The 26,908-nt window shown below is 44.4% G+C and carries 28 protein-coding genes and 1 pseudogene; 17 read left to right on the forward strand and 12 right to left on the reverse strand.

Going from position 1 to position 26,908, the window contains the following annotated elements; translation table 11 throughout:
* Positions 1–361 precede the first annotated feature (361 nt).
* Positions 362–574 (reverse strand): hypothetical protein, encoded by a 213-nt coding sequence (locus tag MHI54_RS09760; protein WP_095217059.1) that lies wholly within the window; start codon positions 572–574, stop codon positions 362–364.
* Positions 575–797: 223 nt separating this feature from the next.
* Between MHI54_RS09760 and MHI54_RS09765 the strand changes: the two genes are divergently transcribed.
* A complete protein-coding gene (locus tag MHI54_RS09765; RefSeq protein ID WP_340081376.1) occupies positions 798–1,283 on the forward strand; it encodes a tetratricopeptide repeat protein in 486 nt (161 codons plus the stop codon).
* 357 nt (positions 1,284–1,640) lie between these two features.
* Here the strand turns inward: MHI54_RS09765 and MHI54_RS09770 are convergent, their stop codons facing one another.
* Positions 1,641–2,378, reverse strand: a complete 738-nt coding sequence (locus MHI54_RS09770) for an SDR family NAD(P)-dependent oxidoreductase (RefSeq protein ID WP_095217061.1) — start codon at positions 2,376–2,378, stop codon at positions 1,641–1,643.
* 146 nt (positions 2,379–2,524) lie between these two features.
* Here MHI54_RS09770 and MHI54_RS09775 point away from each other — a divergent pair, with 146 nt between their 5' ends.
* Complete coding sequence (locus MHI54_RS09775) at positions 2,525–3,127, forward strand: TetR/AcrR family transcriptional regulator (RefSeq protein WP_340081377.1); 603 nt, start codon at positions 2,525–2,527, stop codon at positions 3,125–3,127.
* A 42-nt stretch (positions 3,128–3,169) separates the two neighbouring features.
* Here the strand turns inward: MHI54_RS09775 and MHI54_RS09780 are convergent, their stop codons facing one another.
* Entirely contained in the window at positions 3,170–4,585 is a 1,416-nt protein-coding gene (locus MHI54_RS09780; RefSeq protein ID WP_095217063.1) for an MFS transporter, read from the reverse strand.
* 642 nt (positions 4,586–5,227) lie between these two features.
* Here MHI54_RS09780 and MHI54_RS09785 point away from each other — a divergent pair.
* Entirely contained in the window at positions 5,228–5,653 is a 426-nt protein-coding gene (locus MHI54_RS09785; RefSeq protein ID WP_340081378.1) for a MaoC family dehydratase, read from the forward strand.
* Between the two features lie 35 nt (positions 5,654–5,688).
* Here the strand turns inward: MHI54_RS09785 and MHI54_RS09790 are convergent, their stop codons facing one another.
* The 3 genes from MHI54_RS09790 to MHI54_RS09800 all read right to left on the reverse strand — a co-directional run bounded on the left by MHI54_RS09790 (position 5,689) and on the right by MHI54_RS09800 (position 7,312).
* Positions 5,689–5,847 carry a hypothetical protein gene (locus MHI54_RS09790; RefSeq protein ID WP_340081379.1) on the reverse strand — a complete coding sequence of 53 codons (159 nt, stop codon included), beginning with the start codon at positions 5,845–5,847 and terminating at the stop codon, positions 5,689–5,691.
* A gap of 90 nt (positions 5,848–5,937) precedes the next feature.
* Positions 5,938–6,156 carry a GNAT family protein gene (locus MHI54_RS09795; RefSeq protein ID WP_158221584.1) on the reverse strand — a complete coding sequence of 73 codons (219 nt, stop codon included), beginning with the start codon at positions 6,154–6,156 and terminating at the stop codon, positions 5,938–5,940.
* Between the two features lie 91 nt (positions 6,157–6,247).
* Positions 6,248–7,312: a hypothetical protein gene (locus MHI54_RS09800; RefSeq protein WP_340081380.1), complete on the reverse strand. Its 1,065-nt coding sequence runs from the start codon at positions 7,310–7,312 to the stop codon at positions 6,248–6,250.
* A gap of 317 nt (positions 7,313–7,629) precedes the next feature.
* Between MHI54_RS09800 and MHI54_RS09805 the strand changes: the two genes are divergently transcribed.
* On the forward strand, positions 7,630–8,043 hold the full coding sequence (locus tag MHI54_RS09805; protein ID WP_095217068.1) for a YbaN family protein: 414 nt from the start codon (positions 7,630–7,632) through the stop codon (positions 8,041–8,043).
* A gap of 50 nt (positions 8,044–8,093) precedes the next feature.
* On the opposite strand, the gene MHI54_RS09810 is transcribed toward MHI54_RS09805, so the two are convergent.
* Positions 8,094–8,477 (reverse strand): VOC family protein, encoded by a 384-nt coding sequence (locus MHI54_RS09810; protein WP_340081381.1) that lies wholly within the window; start codon positions 8,475–8,477, stop codon positions 8,094–8,096.
* Between the two features lie 436 nt (positions 8,478–8,913).
* Between MHI54_RS09810 and MHI54_RS09815 the strand changes: the two genes are divergently transcribed.
* The 6 genes and pseudogenes from MHI54_RS09815 to MHI54_RS09840 all read left to right on the forward strand — a co-directional run.
* Positions 8,914–9,330, forward strand: coding sequence for a MarR family transcriptional regulator (locus MHI54_RS09815; protein WP_233135158.1), 417 nt, complete (start codon positions 8,914–8,916; stop codon positions 9,328–9,330).
* Positions 9,315–9,653 carry a DUF3147 family protein gene (locus MHI54_RS09820; protein WP_095217071.1) on the forward strand — a complete coding sequence of 113 codons (339 nt, stop codon included), beginning with the start codon at positions 9,315–9,317 and terminating at the stop codon, positions 9,651–9,653. Before MHI54_RS09815 ends, MHI54_RS09820 begins: the two co-directional genes overlap by 16 nt.
* 575 nt (positions 9,654–10,228) lie before the next feature.
* On the forward strand, positions 10,229–11,164 hold the full coding sequence (locus MHI54_RS09825; RefSeq protein ID WP_340081383.1) for a ring-cleaving dioxygenase: 936 nt from the start codon (positions 10,229–10,231) through the stop codon (positions 11,162–11,164).
* Between the two features lie 159 nt (positions 11,165–11,323).
* Entirely contained in the window at positions 11,324–11,935 is a 612-nt protein-coding gene (wrbA, locus tag MHI54_RS09830) for an NAD(P)H:quinone oxidoreductase (RefSeq protein ID WP_095217095.1), read from the forward strand.
* 828 nt (positions 11,936–12,763) lie between these two features.
* Positions 12,764–13,984 carry a glycosyltransferase family 2 protein gene (locus MHI54_RS09835; RefSeq protein WP_340081384.1) on the forward strand — a complete coding sequence of 407 codons (1,221 nt, stop codon included), beginning with the start codon at positions 12,764–12,766 and terminating at the stop codon, positions 13,982–13,984.
* A gap of 294 nt (positions 13,985–14,278) precedes the next feature.
* A pseudogene (locus MHI54_RS09840) lies at positions 14,279–14,773 on the forward strand (PTS transporter subunit EIIB); the annotation flags it as partial.
* A gap of 61 nt (positions 14,774–14,834) precedes the next feature.
* Here the strand turns inward: MHI54_RS09840 and MHI54_RS09845 are convergent.
* Together MHI54_RS09845 and MHI54_RS09850 are read right to left on the reverse strand one after the other, a co-directional pair.
* Positions 14,835–14,978 carry a hypothetical protein gene (locus tag MHI54_RS09845; protein WP_158221585.1) on the reverse strand — a complete coding sequence of 48 codons (144 nt, stop codon included), beginning with the start codon at positions 14,976–14,978 and terminating at the stop codon, positions 14,835–14,837.
* Positions 14,979–14,990: 12 nt separating this feature from the next.
* Positions 14,991–16,043 (reverse strand): tetratricopeptide repeat protein, encoded by a 1,053-nt coding sequence (locus tag MHI54_RS09850; RefSeq protein WP_095217075.1) that lies wholly within the window; start codon positions 16,041–16,043, stop codon positions 14,991–14,993.
* A 649-nt stretch (positions 16,044–16,692) separates the two neighbouring features.
* Here MHI54_RS09850 and MHI54_RS09855 point away from each other — a divergent pair.
* Both MHI54_RS09855 and MHI54_RS09860 read left to right on the forward strand, forming a co-directional pair.
* Positions 16,693–17,796, forward strand: coding sequence for a hypothetical protein (locus MHI54_RS09855; RefSeq protein WP_340081385.1), 1,104 nt, complete (start codon positions 16,693–16,695; stop codon positions 17,794–17,796).
* Between the two features lie 23 nt (positions 17,797–17,819).
* The gene (locus MHI54_RS09860) at positions 17,820–18,452 is read left to right on the forward strand and encodes a copper homeostasis protein CutC (RefSeq protein ID WP_340081386.1); all 633 of its coding nucleotides are present in this window, start codon (positions 17,820–17,822) and stop codon (positions 18,450–18,452) included.
* A gap of 68 nt (positions 18,453–18,520) precedes the next feature.
* Here the strand turns inward: MHI54_RS09860 and MHI54_RS09865 are convergent, their stop codons facing one another.
* From MHI54_RS09865 to MHI54_RS09875, 3 genes are all read right to left on the reverse strand, one after another.
* The gene (locus MHI54_RS09865; RefSeq protein WP_340081387.1) at positions 18,521–19,117 is read right to left on the reverse strand and encodes a pyroglutamyl-peptidase I; all 597 of its coding nucleotides are present in this window, start codon (positions 19,115–19,117) and stop codon (positions 18,521–18,523) included.
* A 13-nt stretch (positions 19,118–19,130) separates the two neighbouring features.
* Positions 19,131–21,119, reverse strand: a complete 1,989-nt coding sequence (locus MHI54_RS09870; RefSeq protein WP_340081388.1) for a S9 family peptidase — start codon at positions 21,117–21,119, stop codon at positions 19,131–19,133.
* 112 nt (positions 21,120–21,231) lie between these two features.
* Positions 21,232–22,359: an amidohydrolase gene (locus tag MHI54_RS09875; RefSeq protein ID WP_095217078.1), complete on the reverse strand. Its 1,128-nt coding sequence runs from the start codon at positions 22,357–22,359 to the stop codon at positions 21,232–21,234.
* A gap of 188 nt (positions 22,360–22,547) precedes the next feature.
* On the opposite strand from MHI54_RS09875, the gene MHI54_RS09880 reads away from it, so the two are divergent.
* From MHI54_RS09880 to MHI54_RS09900, 5 genes are all read left to right on the forward strand, one after another.
* Positions 22,548–22,994, forward strand: coding sequence for an Lrp/AsnC family transcriptional regulator (locus MHI54_RS09880; protein WP_095217079.1), 447 nt, complete (start codon positions 22,548–22,550; stop codon positions 22,992–22,994).
* Positions 22,995–23,009: 15 nt separating this feature from the next.
* The gene (locus tag MHI54_RS09885) at positions 23,010–24,068 is read left to right on the forward strand and encodes a M42 family metallopeptidase (protein WP_095217080.1); all 1,059 of its coding nucleotides are present in this window, start codon (positions 23,010–23,012) and stop codon (positions 24,066–24,068) included.
* Between the two features lie 71 nt (positions 24,069–24,139).
* Positions 24,140–24,988, forward strand: a complete 849-nt coding sequence (locus MHI54_RS09890; protein WP_340081390.1) for a M55 family metallopeptidase — start codon at positions 24,140–24,142, stop codon at positions 24,986–24,988.
* A 37-nt stretch (positions 24,989–25,025) separates the two neighbouring features.
* Positions 25,026–25,952: an ABC transporter permease gene (locus MHI54_RS09895; RefSeq protein ID WP_095217082.1), complete on the forward strand. Its 927-nt coding sequence runs from the start codon at positions 25,026–25,028 to the stop codon at positions 25,950–25,952.
* On the forward strand, positions 25,953–26,897 hold the full coding sequence (locus MHI54_RS09900; protein WP_095217083.1) for an ABC transporter permease: 945 nt from the start codon (positions 25,953–25,955) through the stop codon (positions 26,895–26,897).
* The last annotated feature ends 11 nt before the right edge of the window (positions 26,898–26,908 follow it).

Genomic DNA, 26,908 nt, shown 5'->3' on the forward strand with positions numbered 1-26,908 from the left:
ACAAGTCAAGGAATTGACACAATCTTAAAAATAGAAGTAAAAAAGGGATTGGTTGATAGGCGGCACTCCCCCTTGATCCACACACTTATACACAACGGTCTCGTATGATGGTCATTATCCACATGTGGATAATGGTGAATGTCTAAGGAAGCTAAATCCCATTATCCACGATTTGCTGGGGATATCTTATAAAATCTTGTTTATTGTCATATCTGATCGATGCTCCTCCGGGATAAAGAAAACCGTCAAGCTGGAAAGCAAGACGGTCTTGGATCAGTCAGTGAATACTGTCAAACAAGCTGCTGAGACGCACATATTTAATGGCTTTTATCCCTTAGTGTCACCACTTCACTTAGAGCTGCTATGATTGTTCTTTGGATTCAGCTTTAACTGCTGCTGCGCGTTTTTTCGCTTTTCGGTATAGCAGTGTCCCTGCCAAGCCATAAACAAGGCCGAGCACCAATGATGCAACGCCGATATAGAATTTATCGCCAGCCCAAATCATGATACCTATTCCTGCGAGGATACAAAGCAGCCCGAGAAAGAGGAGGTAAAGGGCGTTCTTCATTAACATAAATAAACAGCCTCCCAATAAGCGGTTAAACTTGTACTATTATAACAGAAAGCCGCTCCGATTTTATGTGTTATCTGTTAAACTGCGGACTTTCCGATATAATGGCGGTAATGCAGACAGCGAGGCGCGACAGCGTTGGAGCCAAGATCCATTCTTGTCATGCGGGAGGGATCCAAGGGGCCGGTGAGCAGGATTTACATAAAAGAAGTGAAGGAGCGGTTGGATGATGAAAGAGCTGTCTGAGGCAATTCGTTTAAGAGAAGCAGGGAATCTGACGGAAGCTAATGAAAGATTGGTCAAGTTGGCTGCAGCTTATCCAAATGACGCGGATGTGAACTACCAGTGTGCATGGAGCTTTGATGTACTTGGGCAGGAAGCTGCTGCTGTGCCTTATTATGAACGAGGGATTGCCCTGGGATTACCAAAGAAGCACGAGGAAGGAGCTTATTTAGGGTTAGGAAGTACATATCGGACATTGGGAAACTATAAAAAAGCTGAGCAAATTTTGGGCAGGGCAATGAAGCTGTTCCCGGAAAATAATGTTTTTCCTGTTTTCTACGCTATGGTGCAATATAATCAAAAAGAGCATGGTAAAGCGATGCGTATTCTTCTTCGGCTGCTGGCAGAAACAACCTCGGATCGAGATATCATGGAGTATCGAAAGGCAATTGCTTTTTATGCGGATAAGCTGGATGATGTCTGGAGTTGAATCAGGACAGGATGACTCTTCTTCAGTCAGCCACTTATGTTTCCGGTTTTCTTCTTCCTGCCGATTGGTGAATGGATCAGGTCAAAATCCCAATAGAAGCATTCCATGAAGAAGGGAATAACTAAATCACTGGTGCTTAAAACGACCAATACCCCCTGAGCACCGCTCCCTCGGTCCTCAGCCTGCTTGTGGAACTGCACTCCTGCACGGTCTGTTCCGGTTGGACAAGGAAGGTTCCGTGTTCTGCCTTAGCTAATATAGATTAACGTCAAAAACCCGAACGTACGCGTATCTTTATTTCAAGATTCGCGTCATGGTTCGGGTTTTCATTTAGCTGAAACACTTTTGTCCCAGATATTATTGTGCTGTATAACCGCCATCGACAATCAAGCTGTTACCAGTCATGTAAGAAGAATCATCAGAAGCTAGGAACAGAACAGCTTTCGCCATTTCTTCCGCTTTACCGAGACGTTTCATCGGTGTCATCGTGGAAAGTGCAGCTTTATCATCTTCCGGGATGATCGGTGTGTCGATGAAGCCAGGGCATAGTGCATTTACACGGATGTTTTTGTCTGCATACTCGAGTGCAAGAGAACGTGTAAGGTTCACGACGCCGCCTTTGGCAGCATTATATGCCGCAGAACCAGGTGATCCGACCCAGCCATACATGGAAGCTGTGTTGACGATATTGCCGCTTCCATTCAAAAGCATGACACGAAGCGCTTCGCGGGCAACCAAGAACACGCCGTCCAAGTCCACGTTTACAGTGTTGCGCCATTCTGTATAATCCAACTCGTGTGAAGGATGTACACGGCCGATGCCGGCGTTGTTGAATACGATATCCACTTTGCTGTAAGCATCAACTGCTTGCTTGAAAAGATCTAATACTTCTTGTTCATTTGTAATATTCGTTTTGATGAAGATTGCTTCTGCACCTTGTGCTTTCAGCTCTTCCTCCATCGCTTTTCCCTTTTCCTCGTTCAAGTCGACTAACACGAGCTTAGCGCCTTCTGCTGCGAAAAGACGAGCTGTAGCAGCGCCGATACCTGATGCTCCCCCTGTGATCAGCGCGACTTTATTTTCTAATTTCCCCATTTTTGTTTCCCCCAGTATAATGGAATTAAATCGGTTACAATTCAATTGTAATACTTTGGACACATATCTCAATCATTAGCTTCAAAGCAAATGTCTACTTATTGGACAGATAATCCAATAGTGTCTGACAAAGGGGGGATTTTTTAATGGAACATGAACAAGATTCGACATCCAGACGGCGCAATCGGACAAAAGAGCATTTTCGCGAGGCATTGATCAGGTTGATCAAGAAGAAAGGATATCACGCGGTCACTGTAAAAGATATTGTCGAAGAGGCAGCTTATAATCGCAGTACTTTTTATTTCCATTATCAAGATAAAATCGAATTGGCAGAAGATCTGCTCGACAGAATGTTTACGGGACTGGAGAACGCCGCCGGCATGAATTACAAACCAGGAAGGATAACCTCTACCAAAGAGATAGATGTTCCATCCTTTTCGCTCATCGCTTATATCTATGAGAATAAAAACTTTTTTGAGCTAATTGAATATGAGGATACGCTGCCCGGCATGCATACTCGTTTTCCCAATGCGATTCTCCATATTTATAAAAAACAATTTGAATTCAAAACGATAAATGATATGCATGTTAACATGGATTACTTCAAGGTCTATACAGCCTTCGGGTTTTATGGACTCGTGCGCGAGTTGATAGCAAAGGATTTTAATATTCCAGAAGAACAGTTCACCAAGGAAGTCATCGAGTTATCACAAACGCATATTCATTCCTTTAAATATATAGGACGTTAAAAAAACTCAACCTCGTTTTAACGAGGTTGAGTTTTTTTGTTATCACACAGGTTTATTTTCTTCTTCTTGTTCAGCTTTCCACCATAATGCGTCTTCTGGGTTCTCGACAGCTTCTTTGTAATCGGACTTCGTAGCAACTGTTGGATAAGATCCTTTTAGGGATTTTCCTGAAGTGCTCTTGAATAAGAACAAAATCACCAGGAATCCGATCACACTCACGATCGTCAGGTACCAGCCAGGTGCCAGGTTATTCCCGGTTTGATGGACGAGCCATGTCGAGACCAGTGGAGTGGTCCCGCCAAATATGGAGACCGAGACATTGAAGGTTACAGACAATGTCCGGTACCTGATATCGGTATAGAACATCGTTGGCAGTGATCCAGGCATTGTGCCCTCATAAGTGGCAAGCAGCACACCCAAAATGAGAATACCTAATGAAACAAATAGCAAACCATTCATGTTCACTAAATAAAACGCAAGTGCAGATAAGAGGGATAAGCCTCCCAGACCAATCAAGAACACCGTTTTGTTTCCGATCATATCGCTGAGCTTACCGAACATCAGAGCCAGCGGGACCATGATAATCATGACAACCGTGATCAGTACAGTTCCGACAGTGCTGGATAATCCGACAACCTCATCCAAGTAGGAAGGCATGTAGGATAACAGCATATAGTTTGTCACATTAAAGAACGCCACTGCTACGAAACAAACAAGAATATCTTTTTTGTGGTTCTTTAATATGGAAAGGAAGCTTTCTTCCTCCTGGCCGTCATCACCCGAAAGTTCATTTTCAAAAATCGGTGACTCCTCCAGGCTCCTTCTTAAATACAGTCCGACAAGACCCAGCGGCAAACCGAGTAGAAACGGTATTCTCCAGCCCCATGAAGCCATTTGTTCATCGGACAATGTAATGAAGAGCAAGCTGGCGACCAGTGAAGCTAATATATAGCCCGTAAGCGTACCGATTTCCAGTCCGCTTCCCAGGATGTTACGTTTATTATCCGGGGAGGATTCAGCAATGTAGACCATTGCACCGGCGTATTCGCCTCCAGTTGAAAACCCTTGAATGATTCTGGCAACCAGCAGAAGGATAGGCGCCCATATTCCGATTTGATCATACGTAGGCAGTAAACCGATAAGCAACGTAGAACAAGCCATTAAAATGATGGTGGTCGTCAAAACGACCTTTCTCCCTAATTTGTCACCTATCCTGCCGAATATGACGCCGCCTAACGGACGCATGAGGAAGGCGATCGCAAATGTTGCAAAGGTAAACACCAATTTTAATTCATCATTCTGAACTGCACTAAAGAAATTTTGGCTTATGATTACAGCTAAATAGGAATATAATCCAAAATCAAACCATTCCATCGCGTTTCCCACACCTGTGGCAAACACACTTTTCTTCGCCTTGTTAATGTCAACGACGTTGATCTTTTTCTTATTGAATTTCATTTTTGTCAACTCCATGGTATGCGGTTATACAAGGACAACAAATATCATCAAAAAGGTAAGGTGGATTTTGAAGTTTTCTACAGTACTGCTTTTGCCTCAGCAGCTGTCGAAGAACCAGCAAAGCCGTCATATCAAGAAGATGTATTTGATAAATTAGTCATGGTTTAAAATGATGCACTTTTGTTTTATGTGATGTTATTGTGCACCAAAAACCTTTTAACCATACTGATAAAGTTTTGTGAAAACCAAGGGGAAAGAAAACGGAGCAAATATGTGGCATGTCAAAAATTTAATACAAAAAAGCTTTTCAAATTTAATTTGAAGAGCATCTTATTTAGTGTGAAATTATATCATCCTAAATAAATCAGCAAGCAAAGGAGATATATTCCCTCCTTTCCACCACAAAGGATATATACATCTTTCCATTCAAATGAATACAAGTCATGGTTAATACCACGACAAGGATCATCCTTGTATTACCGCTCTTTTTTGACCTATAGTTAAATACCCTAATATAAAATGGTTTAAACATCAACTATTTCAACTTATAATGCTTGTGTGATAAGCTGTCATATACTGCAGCATATTTTTTCTATCAATACAGGCAGATCATCAGAGATTATATAAGAAAGAGGTGCCGGAATGAAATTCAGTGAATACAAAATCGGTCAGCGCTATGAGACAAAATCGATCAAATTATCCAAACAAGATATCATCGACTTCGCCAAAGTATATGATCCACAATATATGCACATTGATGAAGAAAAGGCGAAAGAAGGCCGATTCGGCAATCTGATTGCGTCTGGTATGCAGACGATGAGCACATCCTTCAAGCTGTGGGTCGAGGAAGACATCTACGGAGAGGAAGTCGTGGCTGGCACCGGGATGAACAATGTCAAATTCATCAAGCCGGTATTCCCCGATGATGAACTGCGGGTCATCGCGGAAGTGATCGAAACTGTGCCGAAACGCCGCGGCAATGGTATCGTAACCATACAGCTGAACACCTATAATCAAGATGAGGTAAAAGTATTCCAAGCAGAATTAAGTGCACTTATAAATGATTAAAAAGAGAAAGGGGACATCCAATATGATGTCCCCTTTTAGCTTCTCGTTATTTCATTCAATTTCTCGAAGCAAATATTCACGGTTCGCTGATCGGAACGAGTGCGATGCATGACACCGGCGGGAATGGTGAATGGATCGCCAGGCAGCAAGCTTACTGTACGATCTTCCAGATCTTTGTACAGCTCGCCTTCCAAGATGAAGAAAGCCTCATCACAATCGTCATGCTTATGCCAATGATATTCCCCGTCAATGACAGCCGCAGCAGCTCAAGCTGTCCGATCGGTTCAGCTGCGGGGAGAAGAGCGGCATTCACTTTGAAGCAAGCTGAAAAGGAGTACATCCTGAAACTGCCCTTCCCATTTCCGTCTTTGGCGGATGATACCCTCCTGATGGAAGCCGGCATGTTTGACCAATCGCTGGGATGCAACGTTATCGGCGTTGACCTTGACCTCCAGCCGATTCAGCTGCAGACTGTCAAAGCCAATGTGCAGCAGTCCGTGCAAGGCAGCTCCTGGGAAATGGGCTTCAGTGAAACGGATTGGCGGGACATTTGCTCCTCCTTATCGCAATACTTCTGGCCTGCTCATCAAAATGTTAGGATTGCAGGGAAAGTTTATAATAATAGATGGCCAGATCATCCTGTCCGATTTCGGTGAAGTAAGCTGCCAATTCATTGGCGTAGGTACGGACATTGTAATGGTCGCCCTTCTTCCGGAATAACTCGATGCCTTCGATCCATACTGTTTCGAAGTTGGCTCGGTCGACATACTTTTTGTGCAGCATGGCAAATTCCCATTTGAATATGTCATCCTTCTCATCGATACTGAGCTGGAATCCTTCCTGATAGGCATCCATTGCCAAATCCTGCTGTCCTGTTTTCCAATAGGAATCAGCCAGGAGGAATAAAGTCTGCAAATAGGCATTATATGTCCGGTACTTCCGTGCAGCTGTCAGATATGGAATAGCTGCCAGAGGCATTTGCTGTACCGTATATAGATATCCGATATTATGTTGGATCAGCGCGGCTAGGTGGCCTTCATGCTCAAAATCGGTATGTGACAGCGCATCATTCAACGTATGCTCCGCTTGAGTGAATTCCTTTTGCTCGATGAAATTCAGCCCGCGCATCAATTCACTCCGGGCAAGCAGATAGCGGTATGCAGGATATTTTTCAAAGATTTTCACTGCATATTCTGTGTGGAAAACAGCGAGGGATGTAATATCCAAATGATGATAGGTCATTGCTTTGCGGAAGTGGAAATCTCCATGCTCCACTTCGTCATCAATGGAAGAGAGATACTCCTCTGCCTTTTCAAAAGCCGCCAGTGCGCATATATATTCTTTCTCGGCACTTAGCTGCATCCCTTCTGCAAGATGATGATAATAATATAATGCTGGAACAAATGCATGCATATACCCGCTTGCTTCCGAATGATATGCCTTGCTTTTTTCCAAATCGGATACAAGCACATGAAACCTGCAGGAGAGCAGCAAATATACAATGTAGAGTGTATCCTCCTGTTTCAGTTCCTCGATTCGTCCCGTTAACTCATGATACATATCCGATGCTTCCTGGCGCTTCCCCAGCCGGATAGACCGGTACCAATCCTCCATAGACGCCGTCAAATCCCTATCTAAAACGAACAAACTCCTGTCCATACGCGTCCCCTTTATTGTAGTCTTTCGTTATATTTTACCATTTTCGTCGAATTTTGTAGATAAAGCTGCATGTAACTGGTGAAAGAGTTTAGTTAAAGGCTGCAGGGGGAAGGCCATTCTATATCCTGCCGAAAGGGAGCATTTGATAGAGCTGGAATTTGCGGGGTAAGGACGCTTCTTTTCTAGCCTTTTCCATTATATTGACAGATTCCTGAAAGTTATCGGGATTCTGCTGTAATCGCCATCTAACTGCTTACTCTCGATCTTGATTTTTTGTTATAATTCGAGATGATCCAAGTTATATAAAAAGTAAGGTGATGATCATAAAAAAGCTTAAAAATGCACTGTTCTTCCTGCTTGGGACTATTTTCTTGGGCTTTGGCATAGCGGGGATTGTTTTGCCTGTATTGCCTGGCGGTCCATTTTTAATGGCAGCTGCTTTTTGTTATGCGAAAAGCTCCAAACGGATTGACAATTGGTTTAAAAGCACTACTTTCTATACAAAATACGTTCTCGCAATCAAAGAAAAGAAAGGCATGACCCTTAAAGAAAAAATCCGCATCAACATAATTGCGGATGCATTCATTTTGTTTTCGGTATTTTATATTGATATATGGATTGTGAAGATAATTTTGATTGTACTTGGTCTCATTAAGCATTATTACTTCATAAAGAAGATAAAAACGATAAAGCCGGAGCAAGCAAGCGACGGTATCAAAACTCGCGCATGATTATATATAAATCAGAGGAAAGACCGTTTCCTGAAGTGAAACGGTCTTTTTTATGTCATTTTATTTCCAACCGCAATCCATCGGCCATCGATATCTTCAAAAACAAACTCCTTGTTTCCATAGTCGGTCACCATCAAGGGACGCACGATGGGTATACCCATATCCACCAATTCCTGCAGCATTGCGGCCTGCTTTTCCGTGATGAAATAAGCATCATAGCCATAGCCATACTGCAAGCGGTTCGGGAAAATTCTGTGAAGTGCGGATTGCGTCAGAATCAGCTCGATATTATCCCGATAGAGACATATATGCGGCTCTGTACTATCGAGGTAAGGCGTCGCCCGGAACCCAAGCTTCCCGTAAAAATCAGCCGTCACATGCAGATCGGGGCAGGGGAATATCTGAAGTGAATGGGAAAAGGATGGTTTTGTCATGGAGACACACCATTGTCTTTAAATCCGATATGTAAGCTGTCCATATTCTTTCCTCCTTGAATCTATATACGCTCTCATCCGTGTTTTTTCCTTCCGTGGATCATCTTTCAGGATTATAAAAAAGAAAACAAAGCCGGGATAGTCAATCTATCCCGGCTTTGTTTGATGATTTGCCATAGCCTGTAATAATAGCTGCAGAAAAAAGCAGAAATGTGATGATAAAGCCGATCAATGGGTAATTCATCAAAATCCCAAGTGTCAGCATACTTAATCCAGCGAGAGCGAACATTAGCTTGCTTATTAAGTTTCTCATATTCCTAGGGTAACATTTCCAAGGGAATGGAAGTCAAGTTGAATAATGTTGCTCATTTCATATTCGTATAGATTTTTTATCTTAAATTACGATATAATCGTTATATAAGAAGGGATGATGATTTTGTCTGTCCAACAATTAAATGCAATGTATATGAATATTTACCGGCAGCTTCGTTTTACCTACCAGGATAAATTGACACACCAAGCCGTAAGGATTCTTCAGACAATCAGATTGGAAAAAGAAGTGCATGTATCCCGGATTGCGGAGACCTTGGGGGTTTCTCATAATACAGCATCGGAGCATGTGAAACGCCTTATCCAGAAGGGGTACATCAAAAAACAGCGGAGGGAAGCCGATGAACGAAAGGTCTATCTTCAGCTAACCAAGCAGGGGGAGACTAGTGTGAAGCAGCATACAGAATTGGATGAAGAGAAACTGGCTGTCGTGATGCAGTCACTTTCCAAAGAGGAGCAGGAGGTAATACTAGCTGGATTTCAACTGTTAGAGGAGCGAGCAAGAAAATGTTTTTCGTCGTGAAGATTCTCATTAGTGCTGTTATTATTGGGGTTGTTACCGAAGTTGCAAAAAGATTTCCGACCTATGGAGGAATCATTGCAGCCCTTCCTCTAGTGAGCTTGCTTAGTGTATTCTGGCTTTTCATCCAGGGGCAAACTGCACCCCAATTATCCCGCTTTGTCTGGGGAGTCGTGACAGGTCTGCCGGCAACCATCGTAATGCTTGTTTGTCTGTATGCGGCTTTACGGATAACGGGCCATTTAGGTTTTGCATTGCTGGTTGGGGTGGCTAGCTGGCTGTTGTTTTTGTTTGTACAACAGAAAATGGCTGCGCTCCTTTCTTAAGGATGGAAATAGTCGCTTCTCATCAAAAGGAGGAAAGGCTGGTGCAAGGGTACCGGTCTTTTTGTGTGAAAAAAATATTAGGAGAACCAGTTGACAGGTTCATTTTACATGATATATAATTATCTCGAATTCGAGATAAAAACTTCTTCTTGCACCGCTTATTTTTTTAACCCAATATCTCGATTTCGAATTAAATGATATTTTTTTAATGATATATCTCGAATTCGAGGTAAATGAGGGGATGAGGAAAAGATGGTGCAATTTACCGAGTTAATCAACCAGAGGAGACCGGCAAGCAGCTTTCTTCCAAATCATTTAATTTTGAAGAAGGAGCTTGATGAGATCTTTGAGTAGTAAAGCTGGGACCATCAGCATTCAATCTGCAGCATACGAATTTCGTCGTTGTATTGGATCCTGATAAGGAGCAGGAATTGAAATATGCAGCAAATAGGCAGTACATGGTCGAAAGTCCTTGTATTAGCGAAAAAACAAGCTTTCCATAGGCTAAAGGATTGACCCTTTAAGGCAAGCCTGTCAGTGAATTTGTAAGCTATAAATAAAGGAGTGAATATGAAATGACAAAACAAACGCAAGGCATTCATCATATTACCGCAATTGTTGGCCATCCGCAGGAAAATACCGATTTCTATGCCGGTGTCCTTGGACTCCGCCTCGTAAAAAAAACAGTGAACTTCGATGATCCAGGAACATATCATCTTTACTTTGGCGATGAAAAAGGAAAACCAGGTACGATCATCACCTTCTTCCCATGGCCGAATGCATACCAAGGCCGAATCGGCGACGGACAAGTCGGGGTCACTTCTTATGTTGTCCCAAAAGGAGCACTGGCTTTCTGGGAAAGCAGACTCTCAAAATTTGATATTGCTTATACGAAAACGGAACGCTTCGGCGAAACGTATTTACAGTTTGATGACGTTCATGGGCTGCATTTGGAAATCGTGGAAAGGGAAGCAGGAGAAAAAAATACCTGGACATTTGGCGGTGTGACGCCAGATGTTGCGATCAAAGGGTTCGGCGGTGCCATCCTTTATTCCAGAAGACCTGGTGAAACAGCACAGCTTTTAGAGCATATGGGTCTGGAGAAGGTCGGGGAGGAAGGCGACTATATCCGCTATCAGGCAGCTGGTGATATCGGGAATATCATTGATATCAAACAGACAACGAGCGGAAGGAGCCAAATGGGTGTCGGAACGGTCCACCACATCGCATGGCGTGCAAGCGATGATCAGGATCAGCTTGATTGGAGCGACTATGTGACCAGCCTAGGGTATGGTGTGACACCTGTCCAGGACCGCAACTATTTCAATGCCATCTACTTCCGGGAGCATGGTCAGATCCTGTTCGAGATTGCAACGGACCCGCCAGGATTCGCAATCGATGAATCAGGGGATACATTGGGTGAAGGCTTGAAGCTGCCGCCGCAATATGAACAGCATAGAGAAAAAATCGAGAATCATGTCCTTCCGTTTGAAGTGAGGGAGCTGGATTAAGCAGAGAAAGCGGCATAAGAATTACATGCAGAACTATTGACGCAATCAATGGGGGTGATTCTTATAAAATGACAAGTTAAAGCAAACTATATAAGAGGAGTGTAAATCGAAATGGGATTTTTGGATAAATTATTCGGAAAAACAAAGGAGAATGAAAAAATGGAAAACGTAAAATTGGCAGTGATATATTACAGCATGGGCGGCACAAACTATCAAATGGCTAAATGGGCTCAAGAAGCAGCAAAAGAATCAGGAGCAGAAGTAAGATTACTGCAAGTACAAGAGCTTGCGCCACAGTCCGTCATCGATGCAAACCCAGCATGGAAGGCGCAGGTCGAAGCAACAAAAGATGTACCAGTGGCAGCTTCTGATGATCTGGAGTGGGCAGATGCCATCATCTTCAGCGTACCGACGCGCTTCGGTAACATGCCATCCCAAATGAAGCAATTCCTTGATCTTCAAGGCGGTCTATGGGCAAACGGTAAAACAGTGAATAAAGTAGTCAGTGCCATGACATCCGCACAAAACCCCCACGGCGGACAGGAAGCGACACTACTGTCCCTTTACACATCCATGATGCATTGGGGCGCAATCATCGCAACACCAGGCTACACAGATCCGGTTCTATTCGCAGCTGGAGGCAACCCTTACGGCACAAGCGTTACTGTCGGACAAGACGGCAAAATGATCGAAGATGTGGAAGCAGCAGTGAAGCATCAGGCGAAACGTACAGTTTCTGTGGCAGAGTGGGTTAAAAAAGGAAATCAATGATAGGTTATAGAAAGAATTCAAAAACCTGTGTCTTTTAGGGACACAGGTTTTTTGATGGTTTCATCTAGCTGAAACGCTTTTATTCGTATCTTCTCTCAGTATGAATTGAAGAATGATCAAAAGACGCCGACCATCCCTAATGGGCAATTGAATCCATATTGATAAAAGGATGACCTGCTCACAAGTGAAAAATGAATGTTGCAAAAGCCGAGAAGACAATTTCTCGGCTTTTTTTGATATCTATTTAAGGCTATGGATGGATTTCTGCCGGAATTTTGTCGGATTGTCCCGGTGTGCCCGGCAAAGATCCATGCCCTGGCCAAATGTATTAACGGATGTTGAAGACAGTGTTAAAACAATTAATAAAATCTTAATAGTAATAGCCTTTAATAAGACAAGCTAAGTTTGTTACATTCTGTATGTGGGTAAAGAGAAAAGGATTTTACAAGACACTTATCATGCTTGATCTCAGCGTATATCAAAAAGATTAATGATGAACTGGTGAATTCCGGAAAAGTCAGTCCATCAGGTATCTGAAAGAAACCAGGAAAATTTCAAACTGAAAATGTGGGAGTATCTAGTTTAGAAGAACAGAATATGTCACTCGCAGCATCGTAAATAGTCATCATTTAAAGGATGAGTGCTGCCGCTCATACGTTTTTTACAGGATCTTAATTAATTATTTAAGAGTTGAATTGTTTATGCAGAAACAGTAAAAACAAAAAACTATATTACCAGGCTAGATTCTGAGATGTGGGGTGCGTGATGGTCAGAGACGTGTTAGATATTTTGAGTCAGTTTACTTTTTACATAGGTTTAATATTTACGTTGATATTCGTTTATAAATTGGTGTATATCATCGTTGCATTCAAAGCGAGAAGGGAAAGACATCCAGAGAAGGAAGTCCCTCTTCGTAAATATGCTTTTTTAATTCCGGCCCGCAATGAGGAGCTTGTCATTGGACAGCTGATAGAAAGTATAAAAAACCAGAAATACCCGAAGGAATTGTACGATATCTATGTGATAGCTGACAATTGTACGGATAATACGGCCCGCCTGGCCGAGGAAGCGGGAGCGATCGTTTCGGAGCGGTTCAATCAGAACCAGGTCGGGAAGGGCTATGCGCTGAATCATTTACTGCATATCATCGAAACGGAGCATGCATCGGAACAATACGATGGGTACTTTGTGTTCGATGCGGATAATCTCCTGGACGAAAATTATATAGCGGAAATGAATAAAACCTTCAATCAAGGCTATAAGGTCATTACCAGCTACCGTAATTCCAAAAACTACGACCAGAATTGGATCACGGCTGGGTATGCACTCTGGTTTTTGTATGAAGCGGAGTTCCTTAACCGTCCAAGAATGTATTTAAACACGAGCTGCGCCATTTCAGGAACCGGATTCTTGATACATGCGGATGTCATAAAAGAAAATGGCGGGTGGGTGCATCATCTTCTTACCGAAGATATCGAATTCACTGCTGCTCAGATCATCAAGGGCGAAAAGATCGGATACTGCGGCCGAGCCATTTTCTATGACGAACAGCCAGCTGCCTTCAGTCAATCCTGGAAGCAGCGATTGCGCTGGGCAAAGGGATTTTATCAGGTATTCATGAATTATGGGAAGGATTTGTTCCATGGCATGATCCGCGGAAAGGGATATCGATTCTCTTGCTTTGATATGTTGATGACGGTCCTGCCGGTAGTCATTGTTTCCATGCTCTGCCTCATCGGGAACGTAGTGATACTTTTGCTTGTCCCATTTGAAGGAAAAGCCTTGCTGCAGTCATATCTGGTAGTAGGAGCAATCGGTGTTTTGTGGATCTACAGCCTTCTTTTTGGAATCGGTCTTATTACAACAATCATGGAGTGGAAAAATATCCGCTGTCCAAACTGGAAAAAGATTTTTTACCTGTTCACTTTCCCGCTATTCCTCTTTACTTATTTGCCGATATCCGTCGTGGCGCTGTTCAAGAAGATTGAATGGAAACCGATTCCTCATACAGTGGTGAAATCTCTTGATGACCTGCGATCCAGGTCATGAAGCATACCTTGCATGCACGCTTAACCAGGCCTATACCAGGTCTGGTTTTTTGAAAATGAGTGGTCAGGAATTGTGGGAGAAAAGCAAACCTTTTTCGGATGGATAAAATGAATCGAAGAAAAATGTTGACGCTTACATTTTCATCGCATATACTGAAGTCAGTTAAATAAAACCATTAGACATGTGACTGGTAATGCAGGCAGGATCTAATTCGGCAAGCTATTTTCATTTGCCGTATTAGGTCCTTTTTTGTTTTCTTTCTACCCGTCGCATTCGAGAAAGAGAGGGTTAGGAATGGATTACAAACAGGTCGCGAAGGATATTTTGCAGCATATCGGCGGCAAGGAAAATATCGCCCATCTCGGTCATTGCTCCACGCGTCTTCGTTTCTCGTTAGTCGATGACAAGAAGGCGGATATCAAGGCATTGGAAAGTACGCCAGGCGTCATCGCTGTCCGGATGACGGCTCAATGCCAGGTTGTCATCGGTAATGACGTGGTGGAGGTGTACGAGGAGCTGCAGAAGCTTGTCGGGGATGCCGGCGGGGAAGAAGCGGCGGCTCAGCCGAAAGAGAAGAAAAAAATCGGCGCTGCGATTCTTGATTTCATCGTCGGTGTATTCCAGCCGCTCGTACCAGCAATTGCCGGCGGTGGTATCCTGAAGTCACTATTACTCTTGCTGGCACTGATCGGGGTCTTGGAATCCGAAAGCCACACCTATCAGATCCTGAATATGGTCGGAGATGCGCCGTTGTACTTCCTGCCATTGCTGGTAGCCGTTACGACTGCATTAGCTTCCTATAACATATATAGATTCCCTTAAAGCCTCCTTTTAAGGGAGGCTTGTCTTATTATTTATCAAATAAATTCAAGGAAAATATAGCGCTGCCGAAATCACCTTGTTTTTCTGCCAAGCCTTCTTGATTTGCTAAACCAGCTATTCCACTGATAATGATTGTACCGATTAGAATTGCAGAGAATATAATCTTTTTCATATAATTTCCTCCTTATATTAGAGCCAAGAGATAGTATTTTGTCGCGAGCTCATAGTCCTTAGTTACAGTATAGTATTCAGCGAGCTCTCTTGAGAAGAGCCTCACGTTATAAACATCATTAATTCTCCGGAAATATTCTATACCCTCTTGCCATACGCTCTCAAAGTTGTTCTGATCTTCATATTTTTTGTGCAGCATTGCAAATTCCCATTTTTTCGTAATATCATCCCTGTCGATGCTCTTCTGAAACCCTTCAGTATAGACTTCCATAGCTTTTGATGATTGGTTTGTTTTCCAATAGGAATCTGCCAACAAATAGAGGATTTTCAATTCTATTCGCTCTTGTTTTCCTTCCAATGCTGCTTCCAGATATCGAATTGCAGTACCAGGTAACTCACGCTTTACATATAATAGTCCAAGGTTGAGATTGGTAGAAGCCTGGAGACTTTTATTTTCTATTTTTTTGCACGTTGCTAATGCTCTGTGAAGGTATTCTTCAGACATTTCATAATTAAGTAAGTCCATATAGTTCATGCCCTGGACTAGCTCTGTACGAGCAAGCAAGAAATTCATTGCCTTAATTGACTTGAACGCATCAACGGCTCTTTCTGCATGTACAGCAGACAATGTTGTAATATCGAGGAAATAGTAAACCATCGCTTTTATTAGATGGAATTCTCCTATTTCAGCCTTTTCACTTAGATGAACTAAATATTTTTCAGCCTGTTCTAAGCACCGTAAGGCGTCCTGATGTTGTTTTTCATAATAATAAGTAATCCCTTCAGCAAAGTAATAATGGTACTTATTAAGCTCCGTAAAGTGCTCTTCATACTGCTTGGCTTTTGCTAAGGATCTCTTACTCTCCAGTAGGTTGTTATGCATTGCATGGTATCGGCTTTCAGACAAAAAATATCTGATAAGAGAATCAGTATCGTACTCGTCAGTATGCTTTTTCAAATCTTCATAAATATTAGTTGCAGCTTCCTTCTTATCTAGTCGAATGCTGACCGACCAATTTTCCAGATAACCTGCAATATCAAGGTGTTCTGAAGCATTCCGTCCCATAGTTCAAAGCTCCCTTATATTTAGTTATATAAGTATATTCTACCGTTATTTGTCGATTGTCACATTGGGAAACCCGATAATAATAGACCTACTATACTACAAATCTACTGGGTCACTTTCCTCGCCGAAGAAAGTGACCCAAAAACTTGTCTCAACCACTTTCTCCATAAGTATACGAGCCTAGAGGTAAGGTAACAGTGAAAGTGACGACTATTTTGGTTATGGCAATGTTCACTTCAATCGTCCTCCATATAGAAAGTGAGATACAAAAAGGCAGCATACCCTTTGGTGTGCTGCCTATATCTGCTTGCAAGCTCATACTTCCCATTATCAGTATAGTAGTGGGCCAGTTTCTTTGAATAGCTTCTTAGAAAGTCGCAGGAAAAATATAACACTATTTATTTTGAGAAATAAAGTGGAACACGATATACTACAGCAGCTCCTTTGTCTTTTTAGAAAACTCTATTGCATTTGATTTTAGAAAAGCGATAGCTTTTCATCCATTATTTGAATTATGCTGTTAGTAGATAGATTACATAGAAATGTACAATAAGCAGCTTTTAAAATATGTTAGATTTATACTATTCATTTGTTTGATGCAGGACCACTTTCAACATATGAAATACTCTTAAACAACAGGTGGGATAAAGTGAAAAAATTAATCATGGCAGGTGCCAGCCTTGCAGTCATTCCGGCTTTATTGTTAGCGGGCTGTTCGCAGGATGCAGCTACACAAGACCAAGAGCCGAAGACAAAAGAAAATGCAGAAGTGAGCTCGGATGAGCAGGCAGCAAGTTCTCCGGAACCCGCGCCTCAGCCAAACTATCAAGCTATCGAACCTTCTGAGGCAGCCCGACCGCTGGAAAGTCATTATACGGAAACACAGCTGGCGGAAATGCCAACAACAGAGGCGCATGGGGATGACACGGAGAGAAGCGTTCCTTTAGGCCAAACCTTGGAGAAAGGAACGGAAGATGAAACAGATGGACCGCTTCAGAAAAATAGAATCGTTTCTTTTTATGGTCATCCTGATTCTACGACCATGGGAATCCTGGGAGAATACAGCCCGGAGGAGCTAATGGAAAAATTGAAGGATCAAACCAAGGCTTATTCCGAACTGGATCCGGAAAGACCGGCTATCCCGGCTATTGAATTGATCGCAACGGTTGCCCAGCGAAATCCTGGAGAGGATGGGCTTTATATGCATGCGACAGCTGACGAGGATATGGAAAGATATGCGAAGTTAGCCGAAGAGAATGATGCGCTGCTGATCCTCGATGTCCAATTAGGCCGTGACAATATCATGAATCAAGTAAAATCATTGGAGAAATATTTGAAATTGCCTTATGTCCACCTAGCAATTGATACGGAATTTCATGTGAAAGAGGGACAAGTTCCCGGAGAAGATTTGGGACATGTCGATGGCGAGAATGTGCAAGAAGCGATTGAATATGTATCGAATCTAGCGTCTGAGAATGGACTTCCTGACAAGGCTGTCATCGTCCACCAATTTGCAGACATCATCATCAGCAATAAAGAAGCTATCCAGCCCACAGAGAATGTGGAAGTGGTACTGAATAATGACGGCCATGGCATTGCAGCTCTGAAACGATCGGGTTATCATCAGCTTGTACATAATCAGCCTATCCAATATGGCGGATTCAAGGTATTTTATCAGAAAGACGAACCTGTCATGACACCGGAAGAGGTTCTGGAACTAGATCCTGCACCTGCGTTTGTTAATTACCAATAATACATAACAGGGTGGATTTACATATGCTTAAAGAAGTCTGTGTAGAGAATTTTAAGAATGTCCCCGAAGTCATCGCTAAAGGTGCAGATCGAATTGAACTGTGTGACAACCTTGCAGCAGGAGGTACCACAGTAAGTCATGGTGTAGCAAATGTGACGATTACGTATTGTCACGGTAAAAACATCAAAGTCATGAGCATGGTAAGGCCAAGAGGCGGCAATTTTGTTTTTAATAAAGAAGAAGTGGACATGATGAAGCAGGATTTAATCCATTTAAAGAATCTAGGAACAGATGGCGTAGTGCTGGGTTGCTTGACTGACACAGGCTGGATTGATGAAGACGCTATGCTCACCTTGCTGGATGCAGCAAAAGGGCTGGAGGTAACCTTTCATATGGCATTTGACCATATAAGCCCGGAAAGTCAGCTTAAAGCGATTGATTGGCTGGCGGGACACGGGGTACATCGAATCCTTACCCATGGAGGTCCGCTAGATACGAAGATGGAAGATAACCTAGTCAGGTTGAAGGAATATATAGACTACGCAAATGATAGAATCATTATCCTGCCTGGTGGGGGCATTTCTAGTAAAAACCTTCCCTTCATCATTTCTGCATTGAATTGCAGAGAAGTGCATGGGACAAGAATAGTTGATTGAAAAAACAGCCCTCCCAGGTGAAAACAGGAGGGGCTGTTTCTTTCGTTTTATAGCATCCGGGAAGAATTCTAGATCTCCCCGATAATAACCCGTACCGCTTCTTCCAAATCCTTCACCGACCAAGAAGGCAGCTTTGGATTGTCTAATGCCAATTCATGATGTGCTGGTATGTGCACGAATCCTGAGATCATATCCAGCTTATTCGTTTCGATATGATGTCTGACGGTGTACATCGTTTGGTTGCACAAATAAGTGCCGGCGGTATTCGAAATCTTTGCTGGCAGGTTATGTTCCAGCAGCTTTGCTGTCATGCTTTTGATTGGCAAGGTCGAGAAGTAAGCATCTGGTGCATCTTCTAGTATCTTTTGCCCGTCATACTGATTTCCGCCATTGTCGGGTTCTCCATCCATGCAGTTTATCGCGACCCTTTCCGGGGTGATTCTATTTCTGCCGGCTGCCAGACCTAGAGAGATAACGGCAGTAGGCTGGTGTTCGTCGATATGTTCCAGGATGATGCTGGACGTTTTTTTGAAATCGACAGGGAGTACCTTGCCGATTATCTTATTCCCATTTATCGTTTCGCCGTCCAGGCTGCGGACAATCAGTTCTGTAGGATTGGATGCCATCCCTAGAAAAGCTTCAAATCCAGTAAGCAATATGCTCAATTCTACAACTCCTTTATTTCAAATACGTCTCGAACCAATCCGTTATTTCATTCAGGCGAATAATACGCAAACCTGGATCTCCGCTTCGGGACAGCTCATGGTTCGATTCTGGGAACCGAACGAAACGAGTTGGTTTCTTTTGCTGTTTCAATGCAACATACAGCTGCTCGGCCTGCTCGATCGGGCAGCGATAATCGTTTTCGCTATGCAGGATCAGCAATGGTGTCTGGATATTTTTCGCATAACGGAGCGGAGAGATTCGCCATAGCTCCTCAGGGTCTTCCATAACGGTCGTTTTGTGCTCCCATTCGGTAAAGAAGTAGCCGATATCACTCACACCATAGAAGCTGAGCCAGTTACTGATCGAGCGCTGTGTAACTGCCGCCTTAAACCTGTTCGTATGGCCGACGATCCAGTTCGTCATGAAGCCGCCATAGCTTCCGCCAGTAACACCTAAGCGGGAGGCGTCTATCCAATCATGATTTTCCAAGGCATAATCCACGGCTACCATCACATCGGCATAGTCGATGCCTCCATAATCGCCGCGCACAGCATCAACAAACTGCTGCCCATAGCCATGGCTTCCTCTTGGGTTCATGTACAGGACACCATAGCCTTTGCCAGCAAGCACCTGAAACTCGTGCATGAAAGCATGACTGTACATCGCGTGCGGGCCGCCATGAATCTCCAAGACAAGCGGATACGTTTCGCCTTCCTGGAAGCCGGCTGGTTTCATGATCCAGCCTTGCAGTTCGGTTCCATCATTCGCTTTAAAATGAAAATCCTCTGGAGCAGATAATATTTTCGTTTGCAGCAAGTGCTCGTTAACGGCTGTCAGACGCTGCTCATCACTGCCTGACAAGGCCGACACAAACAAGTCGCCGGGAATAGCGGCTGATTGACTGACGGCGTAAACAAACCGCTCCTGATTCTTATCTGTACTAAAAGCGTAAACTTGGCGTTTCCCGCCAACAACTTTGGTGATGTTTTTATCTAACGTCACTTGATATAAGCCAGTGGATCCTCGTTCGCTTGCTAAGAAGAACAGGGCGTCATTTGTCTTGCTCCAGACAGCGCCGGCACTTGCAGCTCCCGTGCCCATATCATTGATCGCAACATCATGGCACTCCACATCCCAATCACTCGTCAAACAGGAGAGTTCCTTCGTTGCAAGGTCCAAGGTCCATACTCTCGTGAGGGTGGCTCCTGTGTATTCCAAATCATCACCCAGCAGGGATAGCTTTTTTCCATCCGGGGAGTAGTTTGGCGTATAGAATACTTTGTCGCTGCTCGTAAGTTTTTCTGTACGCTTCGTAGTTAAATCCAACTGATAGATATCCGAGAAGAATGTCTGCTCTGGATCCTCTGAACGATTGGCGCTATATGCAACATGCATGCCATTTGGAGAAAATGCCGGTGAATGGTGGTTATATTCCCCATCTGTTAGTAAGGTGGGTGTACCAGTCTCCAAATCTATCAATACGAGATGATCGAAGGTTTCGTCTGAAAAGCCCTTCGCATCTGACTTGTAAACCAGGTTCGTGGTGATATATGGCTTTCGTTTTTCCTCTGTTTTTTTCTCTTTAGCCTCCTTGTCTTCCAAATTGTCTGAAGCGGTTAACGGTACGGTAACCATGAGCTTCTTCCCGTCTGGTGACAAAACCGGCTGAGAAGCACCTCTTTTGAAAGTGGTAACCTGACTCGCTTCACCGCCATTAAAAGCAATTTTCCATATTTGCTGCTTCCCGGAGCGGTTAGAAGTAAAGAAGATATGCTGTCCATCGGAAGACCATCTCGGCTGCACATCGGAGTGATCACCTTGGGTGAATTGGGTGATTTCCTTTGAATCCACATCCATCAGGAATAGATTCGATTGATATTTTTCCTTCTTGTTGATAACTTTCTGAACAAAAACAACCGACTTGCCATCAGGTGATAGCTGCGGATCCGATAAGAATGAAAAATTGAGTAAATCTTGTGCGGAAAGACCGTTTGCTGTCATGATTTGCTGCCTCCTGTCCAGGGACATCTATTTATTTGTCGTGATATGGGACAAGTTTTCGTATCCGGCATTAAATTCAGCAAGGATAACAAAGAAACTTGTCCGCGCTTTCTTATACCAATTCGCCGTTAATATAGGTTTGTACTGCTTTGTTTCTCAAATCGAACGGATTGCCGCTCCAGAGGACAAAGTCAGCATCCTTGCCTGCTTCAACGGAACCGACTCGATCGTCTACGCCTAGATGCTTCGCCGCATTTAAGGTGATGGCTTTAAGGGCTTCTTCTTCCGGCAGGCCGTATTTAACGGCTAAAATGGCACTTGTCATCAAATGCTCAATCGCAATGACAGGGTGATCGGTCGTGATGGAGAAAGGTACAGATTCCTCTGCCAGGGCCAGCAGTGTGTGCCAGCCTTTATCGGCAAGCTCGATTTTGGATCGGGGCGTCATAGTCGGACCTACCGAAACACGGATAGCTTGTTTGGCGATGAACGGCGCTATTTGATGTCCCTCGGTACAATGCTCGATCGTCAAATCAATATCGAATTCCTTTTTTAGGCGTAAGACAGTGACGATATCGTCGGCGCGGTGGGCATGGACACGAAGCGGGATTTCTTTGTTTACCACTTTCGCGATATGTTCCAAGCCCAGGTTCCTGGCTGCTTTACCGGCTTGGCGCTCTTCCAGGTAGGTTTGTGCTTCGATTAATTTTTCCCGAAGAATGGCTGCGATGCCCATCCTGGTCGCCGGCATCCTTCCCTTATCCCCGTGGAACCGTTTCGGATTTTCACCTGTTGCTGCTTTTAAGCCGGAGGGATTGCGAATGACCATATCATCCACGATTGTGCCTGTCGTTTTTAACACACACATTTCCCCGCCAATGACATTGGCACTTCCAGGCATTACTTGTACAGTGGTGACACCCGCACGCCTGGCATCCTCAAAGCCTTGATCTTTCGGGTTTATCCCATCAATCGCGCGTACTTGCGGAGTGGCTGCGGCACTTGTTTCATTGAAGTCATGCCCCTCTTTGCCGATCCCTTCCTCGTGCACCCCCAAATGGGTATGCACATCAATCAGTCCAGGTGTAAAGTATTTGCCGGCAGCATCGATTATTTCATAGCCTTCGGGAATGCGGTCTGCTCCTATTGATGTGAATTTGCCCTCTTTTATTAAAATCGTTGTATTGCTTAAAAGCTTTCCTGTCCCATCTGCCCCGGATACATTCGTTATGGCCTTCATTCACTAACCCCCATAAAAATCCAAATTATCATTGATTTCTGAAAATTTAGCTTGTATAATACCCTCTATACCTGATTCCTAATAATGATATTAAATCACGAATTAATTATTGTAAATGTTATTTTATCTAACAATAAGTATCTAAAAGGGGATTTTTAAAGTAAATAAGTACGAAAGTAGGAAGTTTTGTGGAGTATCAAATTGATGAGCTGGATCGCGGTATCATCCGCATGTTATCGAAGGATGGCCGCTTGCCCTTTTCGGAAATGGCAAGTGAATTGAACGTAACCGAGAAAACAATCAGGCTTCGATACAAGAATTTAGTACAGCACAATATCATCGAAGTGGTAGGAGTGGTGAATCCGATCGCGCTTGGGTTAAAAGCGGGGGCGATCATTCAAATAAAGACACAACAAGGAACGATTGCCCAGGTGAGGGAAGCGCTGAGCACGATAAAGGAAGTTCGCTACATTACGATGACATCCGGGGATTACCAGCTGCTTATTCAAATCAATGTCCAAAGCCAGGAAGATATAAAGGACTGTATGCTGAAGCTTGACGGTATCGAAGGAATTGCCGGCATCAATACCATCATTCAACTGGAAAATTACAAGAATACGTTCGAATATTTGTAGGAAGGAGCTGCTCCCATGATTGAATTATTGAAGCAGTTGACAAGTCTGCAGGGTCCAAGCGGCTATGAACAAGAGGTCAGTTATTTTCTGAAAGACTATCTGAAGGATAAAGTGGATGAAGTGAAAATAGATCCCATCGGTAACGTGATTGCCAAGAAAAGAGGCAGCCAGGCCGGACCGGTTGTGCTGCTGACAGCCCATATGGATGAAGTCGGTTTTATCGTGAAAAAGATAGAAGCCAACGGATTTCTGCGATTTGAGAAGCTTGGCGGCAATGATGACCGGAATCTGAACGCCCAGCCAGTGAAGGTGCTGGGTGAAAAAGGACATATAAATGGTGTGATTGGAACACTTTCTGCCCACTATGCCAAATTCGATGACGCGCAAAAGGTGAGAAGGCATAGTCAGTTATACATAGACGTTGGAGCAAGCTCTTCCCAAGAAGTGTTGGATATGGGTATCGAAGTTGGAACCCCCGTTACTTGGGGCTCTGAACTGCAAACGATCGGGGCAGCTGAAAAATTGAAGGTACGCGCCAAGTCACTGGATGATCGTGCGGGATGCGCTGTCATCCTTCAGGTGCTGGAGGAGGCAGCAGAGGATTTCGCCGGAGAGCTCGTTTGTTTATTCACCGTCCAGGAAGAGGTCGGTCTGCGTGGAGCCAAGACAGCGTCGGAGCATATCGATGCGGATGTCGCGATCGCGATTGATACCACCGCTGTAAGTGACACGCCGGAGCAGACTATGGATCAAACGCTGCGCTTAGGGAGCGGCACAGGCATCAAGGTGATGGATGCCAGCCTGATCGTTCCGAAGACAATGAAGCAGCAGCTCATGCAATTAGCGAAACAAAACAACATCCCTTATCAGCTGGAGGTATTCACAGGGATAGGAACCGATGGCGGTGCGGTTACGTATGCCAACAAGGGTATTCCGACAGGCGTGTTATCCATCCCTTCCCGTTATACCCACTCAGCTGCAGAGCTTGTGGATGTAGGCGACCTTCTTGCAACGAAGGATTTAGTAAAAGCATTTGTACAGAGTGTGGATGAGCAATCACGTTTTCCTTTTTAAAAGGGAGGATATATCTCTAAGTTCAGAAGTTTGAAAATTTATAATATTGAAATCGAGGGAGGCTGGCTGCGATGAAGATTTTTATTTCGGCAGATATGGAAGGCATATCAGGTGTCGCGACCAATCAGCAGTTAAAGACAAATTCGGAATATCAGCGGTTCCGGAAGCTGATGACAGCAGATGTGAATGCAGCTATCGAAGGAGCTTTCAATGGCGGGGCAACAGAGGTTGTCGTAGCCGATGGGCATGGCAATATGTCCAACATACTGGTGGAGGAGCTGGATTCGCGTGCAAGGCTTGTATCCGGGAATAATCGCGTCATGTGCCAGCTGGAAGGGCTGGATGAGACATTTGACGGCATCATGTTCGTTGGACATCACGGGCGTGAAGCGGGCTCCGAACGCTCTGTCATCAGCCATACATTAGCGGGTATCTGTATCAACGAAATGAAAATCAATGGCAGGGTCGTTGGCGAAACGGAAATGAATACACTTGTTGCCGGCAGCTTTGATGTCCCAGCCATTTTCATAAGCGGTGACGATGCCTATGTAAAAGAAGTGCAAGAAACAATACCTGATGTGAAAGCTGCCGTTACCAAACGGGCCGTTGATCGCTTTGCGGCGGAGCTGATCCATCCGGAGGCCGCTCGTCAGGAAATCCGAATCAAGGCAGAGGAAGCAGTCAATAATGTCCACTCCTTCAAACCGCAGACAGTAAATGGCCCTGTTACCTTCGATATCGAGCTGAAAGGGCCGCAGCAGGCAATGATGACGACCACCTTGCCGACTGTTGCATTGACTGGTCCCAGGAGCATTCGCTTTACTTGCGATGATGTGGTAACAGCGTACAAGCATATGTGGGGCTGTGTCATCATTGCAATGACTGCGACGAACGGTGTGCTCGGCAGTGTCAATGCATAGAGGGAGCAATAGCTAGAAAACCGCTGGAGGTGAATCCATGTACATTGTAAAACGATTACTTACCATGCTGCTGACAATATGGGTGATTGCGAGTTTGACATTTTTGATCATGAAGTTTATCCCGGGTGATCCATTTGCATCCGATGCCGATGTGCTGCCGGAAGAGGTTTTGCAAAACATCCGGGCTAAATATAACTTGGATGAGCCAGTGGCCGTGCAATACGTTTTGTATATGAAGGATTTGGTCACCTTTGATTTAGGATTCTCGATTCAATCCGAAACAAGATCAGTCAATTCGATCATTGCCGAGGGTGCGCCAGCTTCTGCTTTACTCGGACTGCAAGCCATGGTCGTCGCCTTGGTTCTGGGGCTCTTGTTGGGCATCGTAGCGGCATTGAACCATAATAGGGCACTTGATTATGTATCCATGTTTATTGCCATCGTCGGGATATCGGTCCCGAGCTTCATCCTGGCTCCATTACTGATCAAATACCTTGCGGTGGATTGGGGATTGTTCCCTGTTGCATCATGGGGTACATGGCTGCATTCGGTGCTGCCGACACTGGCATTGGCTGCGACGCCGCTCGCTGTCATCGCCAGGTTCATGCGATCCAGCATGCTTGAGGTGACGAATCAGAATTATATCAAGACAGCTGATGCCAAGGGGCTGTCAAAGTCGAAGCTAGTCATCAGGCACGGCATCCGGAATGCGATCCTGCCGGTTATCTCTTTCATCGGTCCTCTGTTTGTGTCTTTAATTACCGGAACATTCGTTATTGAAAAAATATTCGCAATTCCTGGTATCGGCCGCTATTTCGTAGACAGTATCTTCAACCGGGATTATCCGGTGATCATGGGTACCACCATTTTCTTCAGTACATTGCTGGTATTGACATTATTCATCATCGATATATCCTATCGCTTCATTGACCCAAGAATCAAACTGACGAGTGGAGGGGAGTAAATGGAAGCCAAACGCGTGGATGATTCCCTTTTCCGCCCCCTATCACCAGAAAAGAGGGGGCAAGACCCGGTCCAGCGCCCGAGTATGAGCGTCTGGAAGGAAACGATTGTAAACGTTGTAAAAAATAAAATGGCAGTCCTCGGATTTTCCCTGCTGCTCATCATTATCGTCTTTGCGATAGCAGGCCCGCATATGGTGCCGTTCGATCCGGCCAAACAAAGCTTGGAGAATACAAATGTGGCGCCAAACAGTGAGCATTGGTTCGGCACCGATGACTTAGGCCGGGATGTGTGGTCGAGAACCTGGTATGGAGCCAGGGTATCGCTGACGATCGGACTTGTGGCCGCGGTGATTGATATCTTCCTTGGCGTGACGATCGGCGGCATCTCTGGTTATATGGCCGGGCGCAGCAAGGCCGGTGACCGGGTCGATGGCATTTTAATGCGCATCGTGGAGATTCTGTACGGTATTCCTTACTTATTGATCGTCATCTTGCTGATGGTGATCATGGAGCCCGGTGTCACATCCATCATCATTGCTTTATCTGTCACGGGCTGGGTGGGGATGGCCAGGATCATACGCGGCCAAATCCTGCAGCTGAAGTCACAGGAATATGTGCTGGCTGCCCAAAAGCTGGGCACCTCCCATGCCAAGATCATTTGGCGGCATTTGATTCCCAATACAGCAGGCATCATCATCGTCAATCTGACCTTTACCATTCCTTCGGCTATCTTCGCCGAGTCATTCCTCAGCTTTCTGGGACTGGGCGTGCAAGCGCCATTTGCCAGCTGGGGGACGATGGCAAACGATTCCTTGGGTGTCATTTTAAGCGGCCAGTGGTGGCGTCTCTTTTTTCCGGGCTTTATGATTGCCCTCACCATGTTTGCTTTTAATGCCTTCGGGGACGGCCTGCAAGATGCACTGGATCCCAAAGCAAATAAATAGGAGGTGGGATG

The sequence above is a fragment of the Terribacillus sp. FSL K6-0262 genome, assembly GCF_037977385.1.
In the GTDB taxonomy this organism is placed as follows: domain Bacteria; phylum Bacillota; class Bacilli; order Bacillales; family Amphibacillaceae; genus Terribacillus.

What these genes read in the sequence shown, in the direction of transcription:
- MHI54_RS09760 (WP_095217059.1), bottom strand. Translation starts at nt 574, where the DNA reads ATGTTAATGAAGAACGCCCTTTACCTCCTCTTTCTCGGGCTGCTTTGT.
- MHI54_RS09765 (WP_340081376.1), top strand. Translation starts at nt 798, where the DNA reads ATGATGAAAGAGCTGTCTGAGGCAATTCGTTTAAGAGAAGCAGGGAAT.
- MHI54_RS09770 (WP_095217061.1), bottom strand. Translation starts at nt 2,378, where the DNA reads ATGGGGAAATTAGAAAATAAAGTCGCGCTGATCACAGGGGGAGCATCA.
- MHI54_RS09775 (WP_340081377.1), top strand. Translation starts at nt 2,525, where the DNA reads ATGGAACATGAACAAGATTCGACATCCAGACGGCGCAATCGGACAAAA.
- MHI54_RS09780 (WP_095217063.1), bottom strand. Translation starts at nt 4,585, where the DNA reads ATGAAATTCAATAAGAAAAAGATCAACGTCGTTGACATTAACAAGGCG.
- MHI54_RS09785 (WP_340081378.1), top strand. Translation starts at nt 5,228, where the DNA reads ATGAAATTCAGTGAATACAAAATCGGTCAGCGCTATGAGACAAAATCG.
- MHI54_RS09800 (WP_340081380.1), bottom strand. Translation starts at nt 7,312, where the DNA reads ATGGACAGGAGTTTGTTCGTTTTAGATAGGGATTTGACGGCGTCTATG.
- MHI54_RS09805 (WP_095217068.1), top strand. Translation starts at nt 7,630, where the DNA reads ATGATCATAAAAAAGCTTAAAAATGCACTGTTCTTCCTGCTTGGGACT.
- MHI54_RS09810 (WP_340081381.1), bottom strand. Translation starts at nt 8,477, where the DNA reads ATGACAAAACCATCCTTTTCCCATTCACTTCAGATATTCCCCTGCCCC.
- MHI54_RS09820 (WP_095217071.1), top strand. Translation starts at nt 9,315, where the DNA reads ATGTTTTTCGTCGTGAAGATTCTCATTAGTGCTGTTATTATTGGGGTT.
- MHI54_RS09825 (WP_340081383.1), top strand. Translation starts at nt 10,229, where the DNA reads ATGACAAAACAAACGCAAGGCATTCATCATATTACCGCAATTGTTGGC.
- wrbA (WP_095217095.1), top strand. Translation starts at nt 11,324, where the DNA reads ATGGAAAACGTAAAATTGGCAGTGATATATTACAGCATGGGCGGCACA.
- MHI54_RS09845 (WP_158221585.1), bottom strand. Translation starts at nt 14,978, where the DNA reads ATGAAAAAGATTATATTCTCTGCAATTCTAATCGGTACAATCATTATC.
- MHI54_RS09850 (WP_095217075.1), bottom strand. Translation starts at nt 16,043, where the DNA reads ATGGGACGGAATGCTTCAGAACACCTTGATATTGCAGGTTATCTGGAA.
- MHI54_RS09860 (WP_340081386.1), top strand. Translation starts at nt 17,820, where the DNA reads ATGCTTAAAGAAGTCTGTGTAGAGAATTTTAAGAATGTCCCCGAAGTC.
- MHI54_RS09870 (WP_340081388.1), bottom strand. Translation starts at nt 21,119, where the DNA reads ATGACAGCAAACGGTCTTTCCGCACAAGATTTACTCAATTTTTCATTC.
- MHI54_RS09875 (WP_095217078.1), bottom strand. Translation starts at nt 22,359, where the DNA reads ATGAAGGCCATAACGAATGTATCCGGGGCAGATGGGACAGGAAAGCTT.
- MHI54_RS09885 (WP_095217080.1), top strand. Translation starts at nt 23,010, where the DNA reads ATGATTGAATTATTGAAGCAGTTGACAAGTCTGCAGGGTCCAAGCGGC.
- MHI54_RS09890 (WP_340081390.1), top strand. Translation starts at nt 24,140, where the DNA reads ATGAAGATTTTTATTTCGGCAGATATGGAAGGCATATCAGGTGTCGCG.
- MHI54_RS09895 (WP_095217082.1), top strand. Translation starts at nt 25,026, where the DNA reads ATGTACATTGTAAAACGATTACTTACCATGCTGCTGACAATATGGGTG.
- MHI54_RS09900 (WP_095217083.1), top strand. Translation starts at nt 25,953, where the DNA reads ATGGAAGCCAAACGCGTGGATGATTCCCTTTTCCGCCCCCTATCACCA.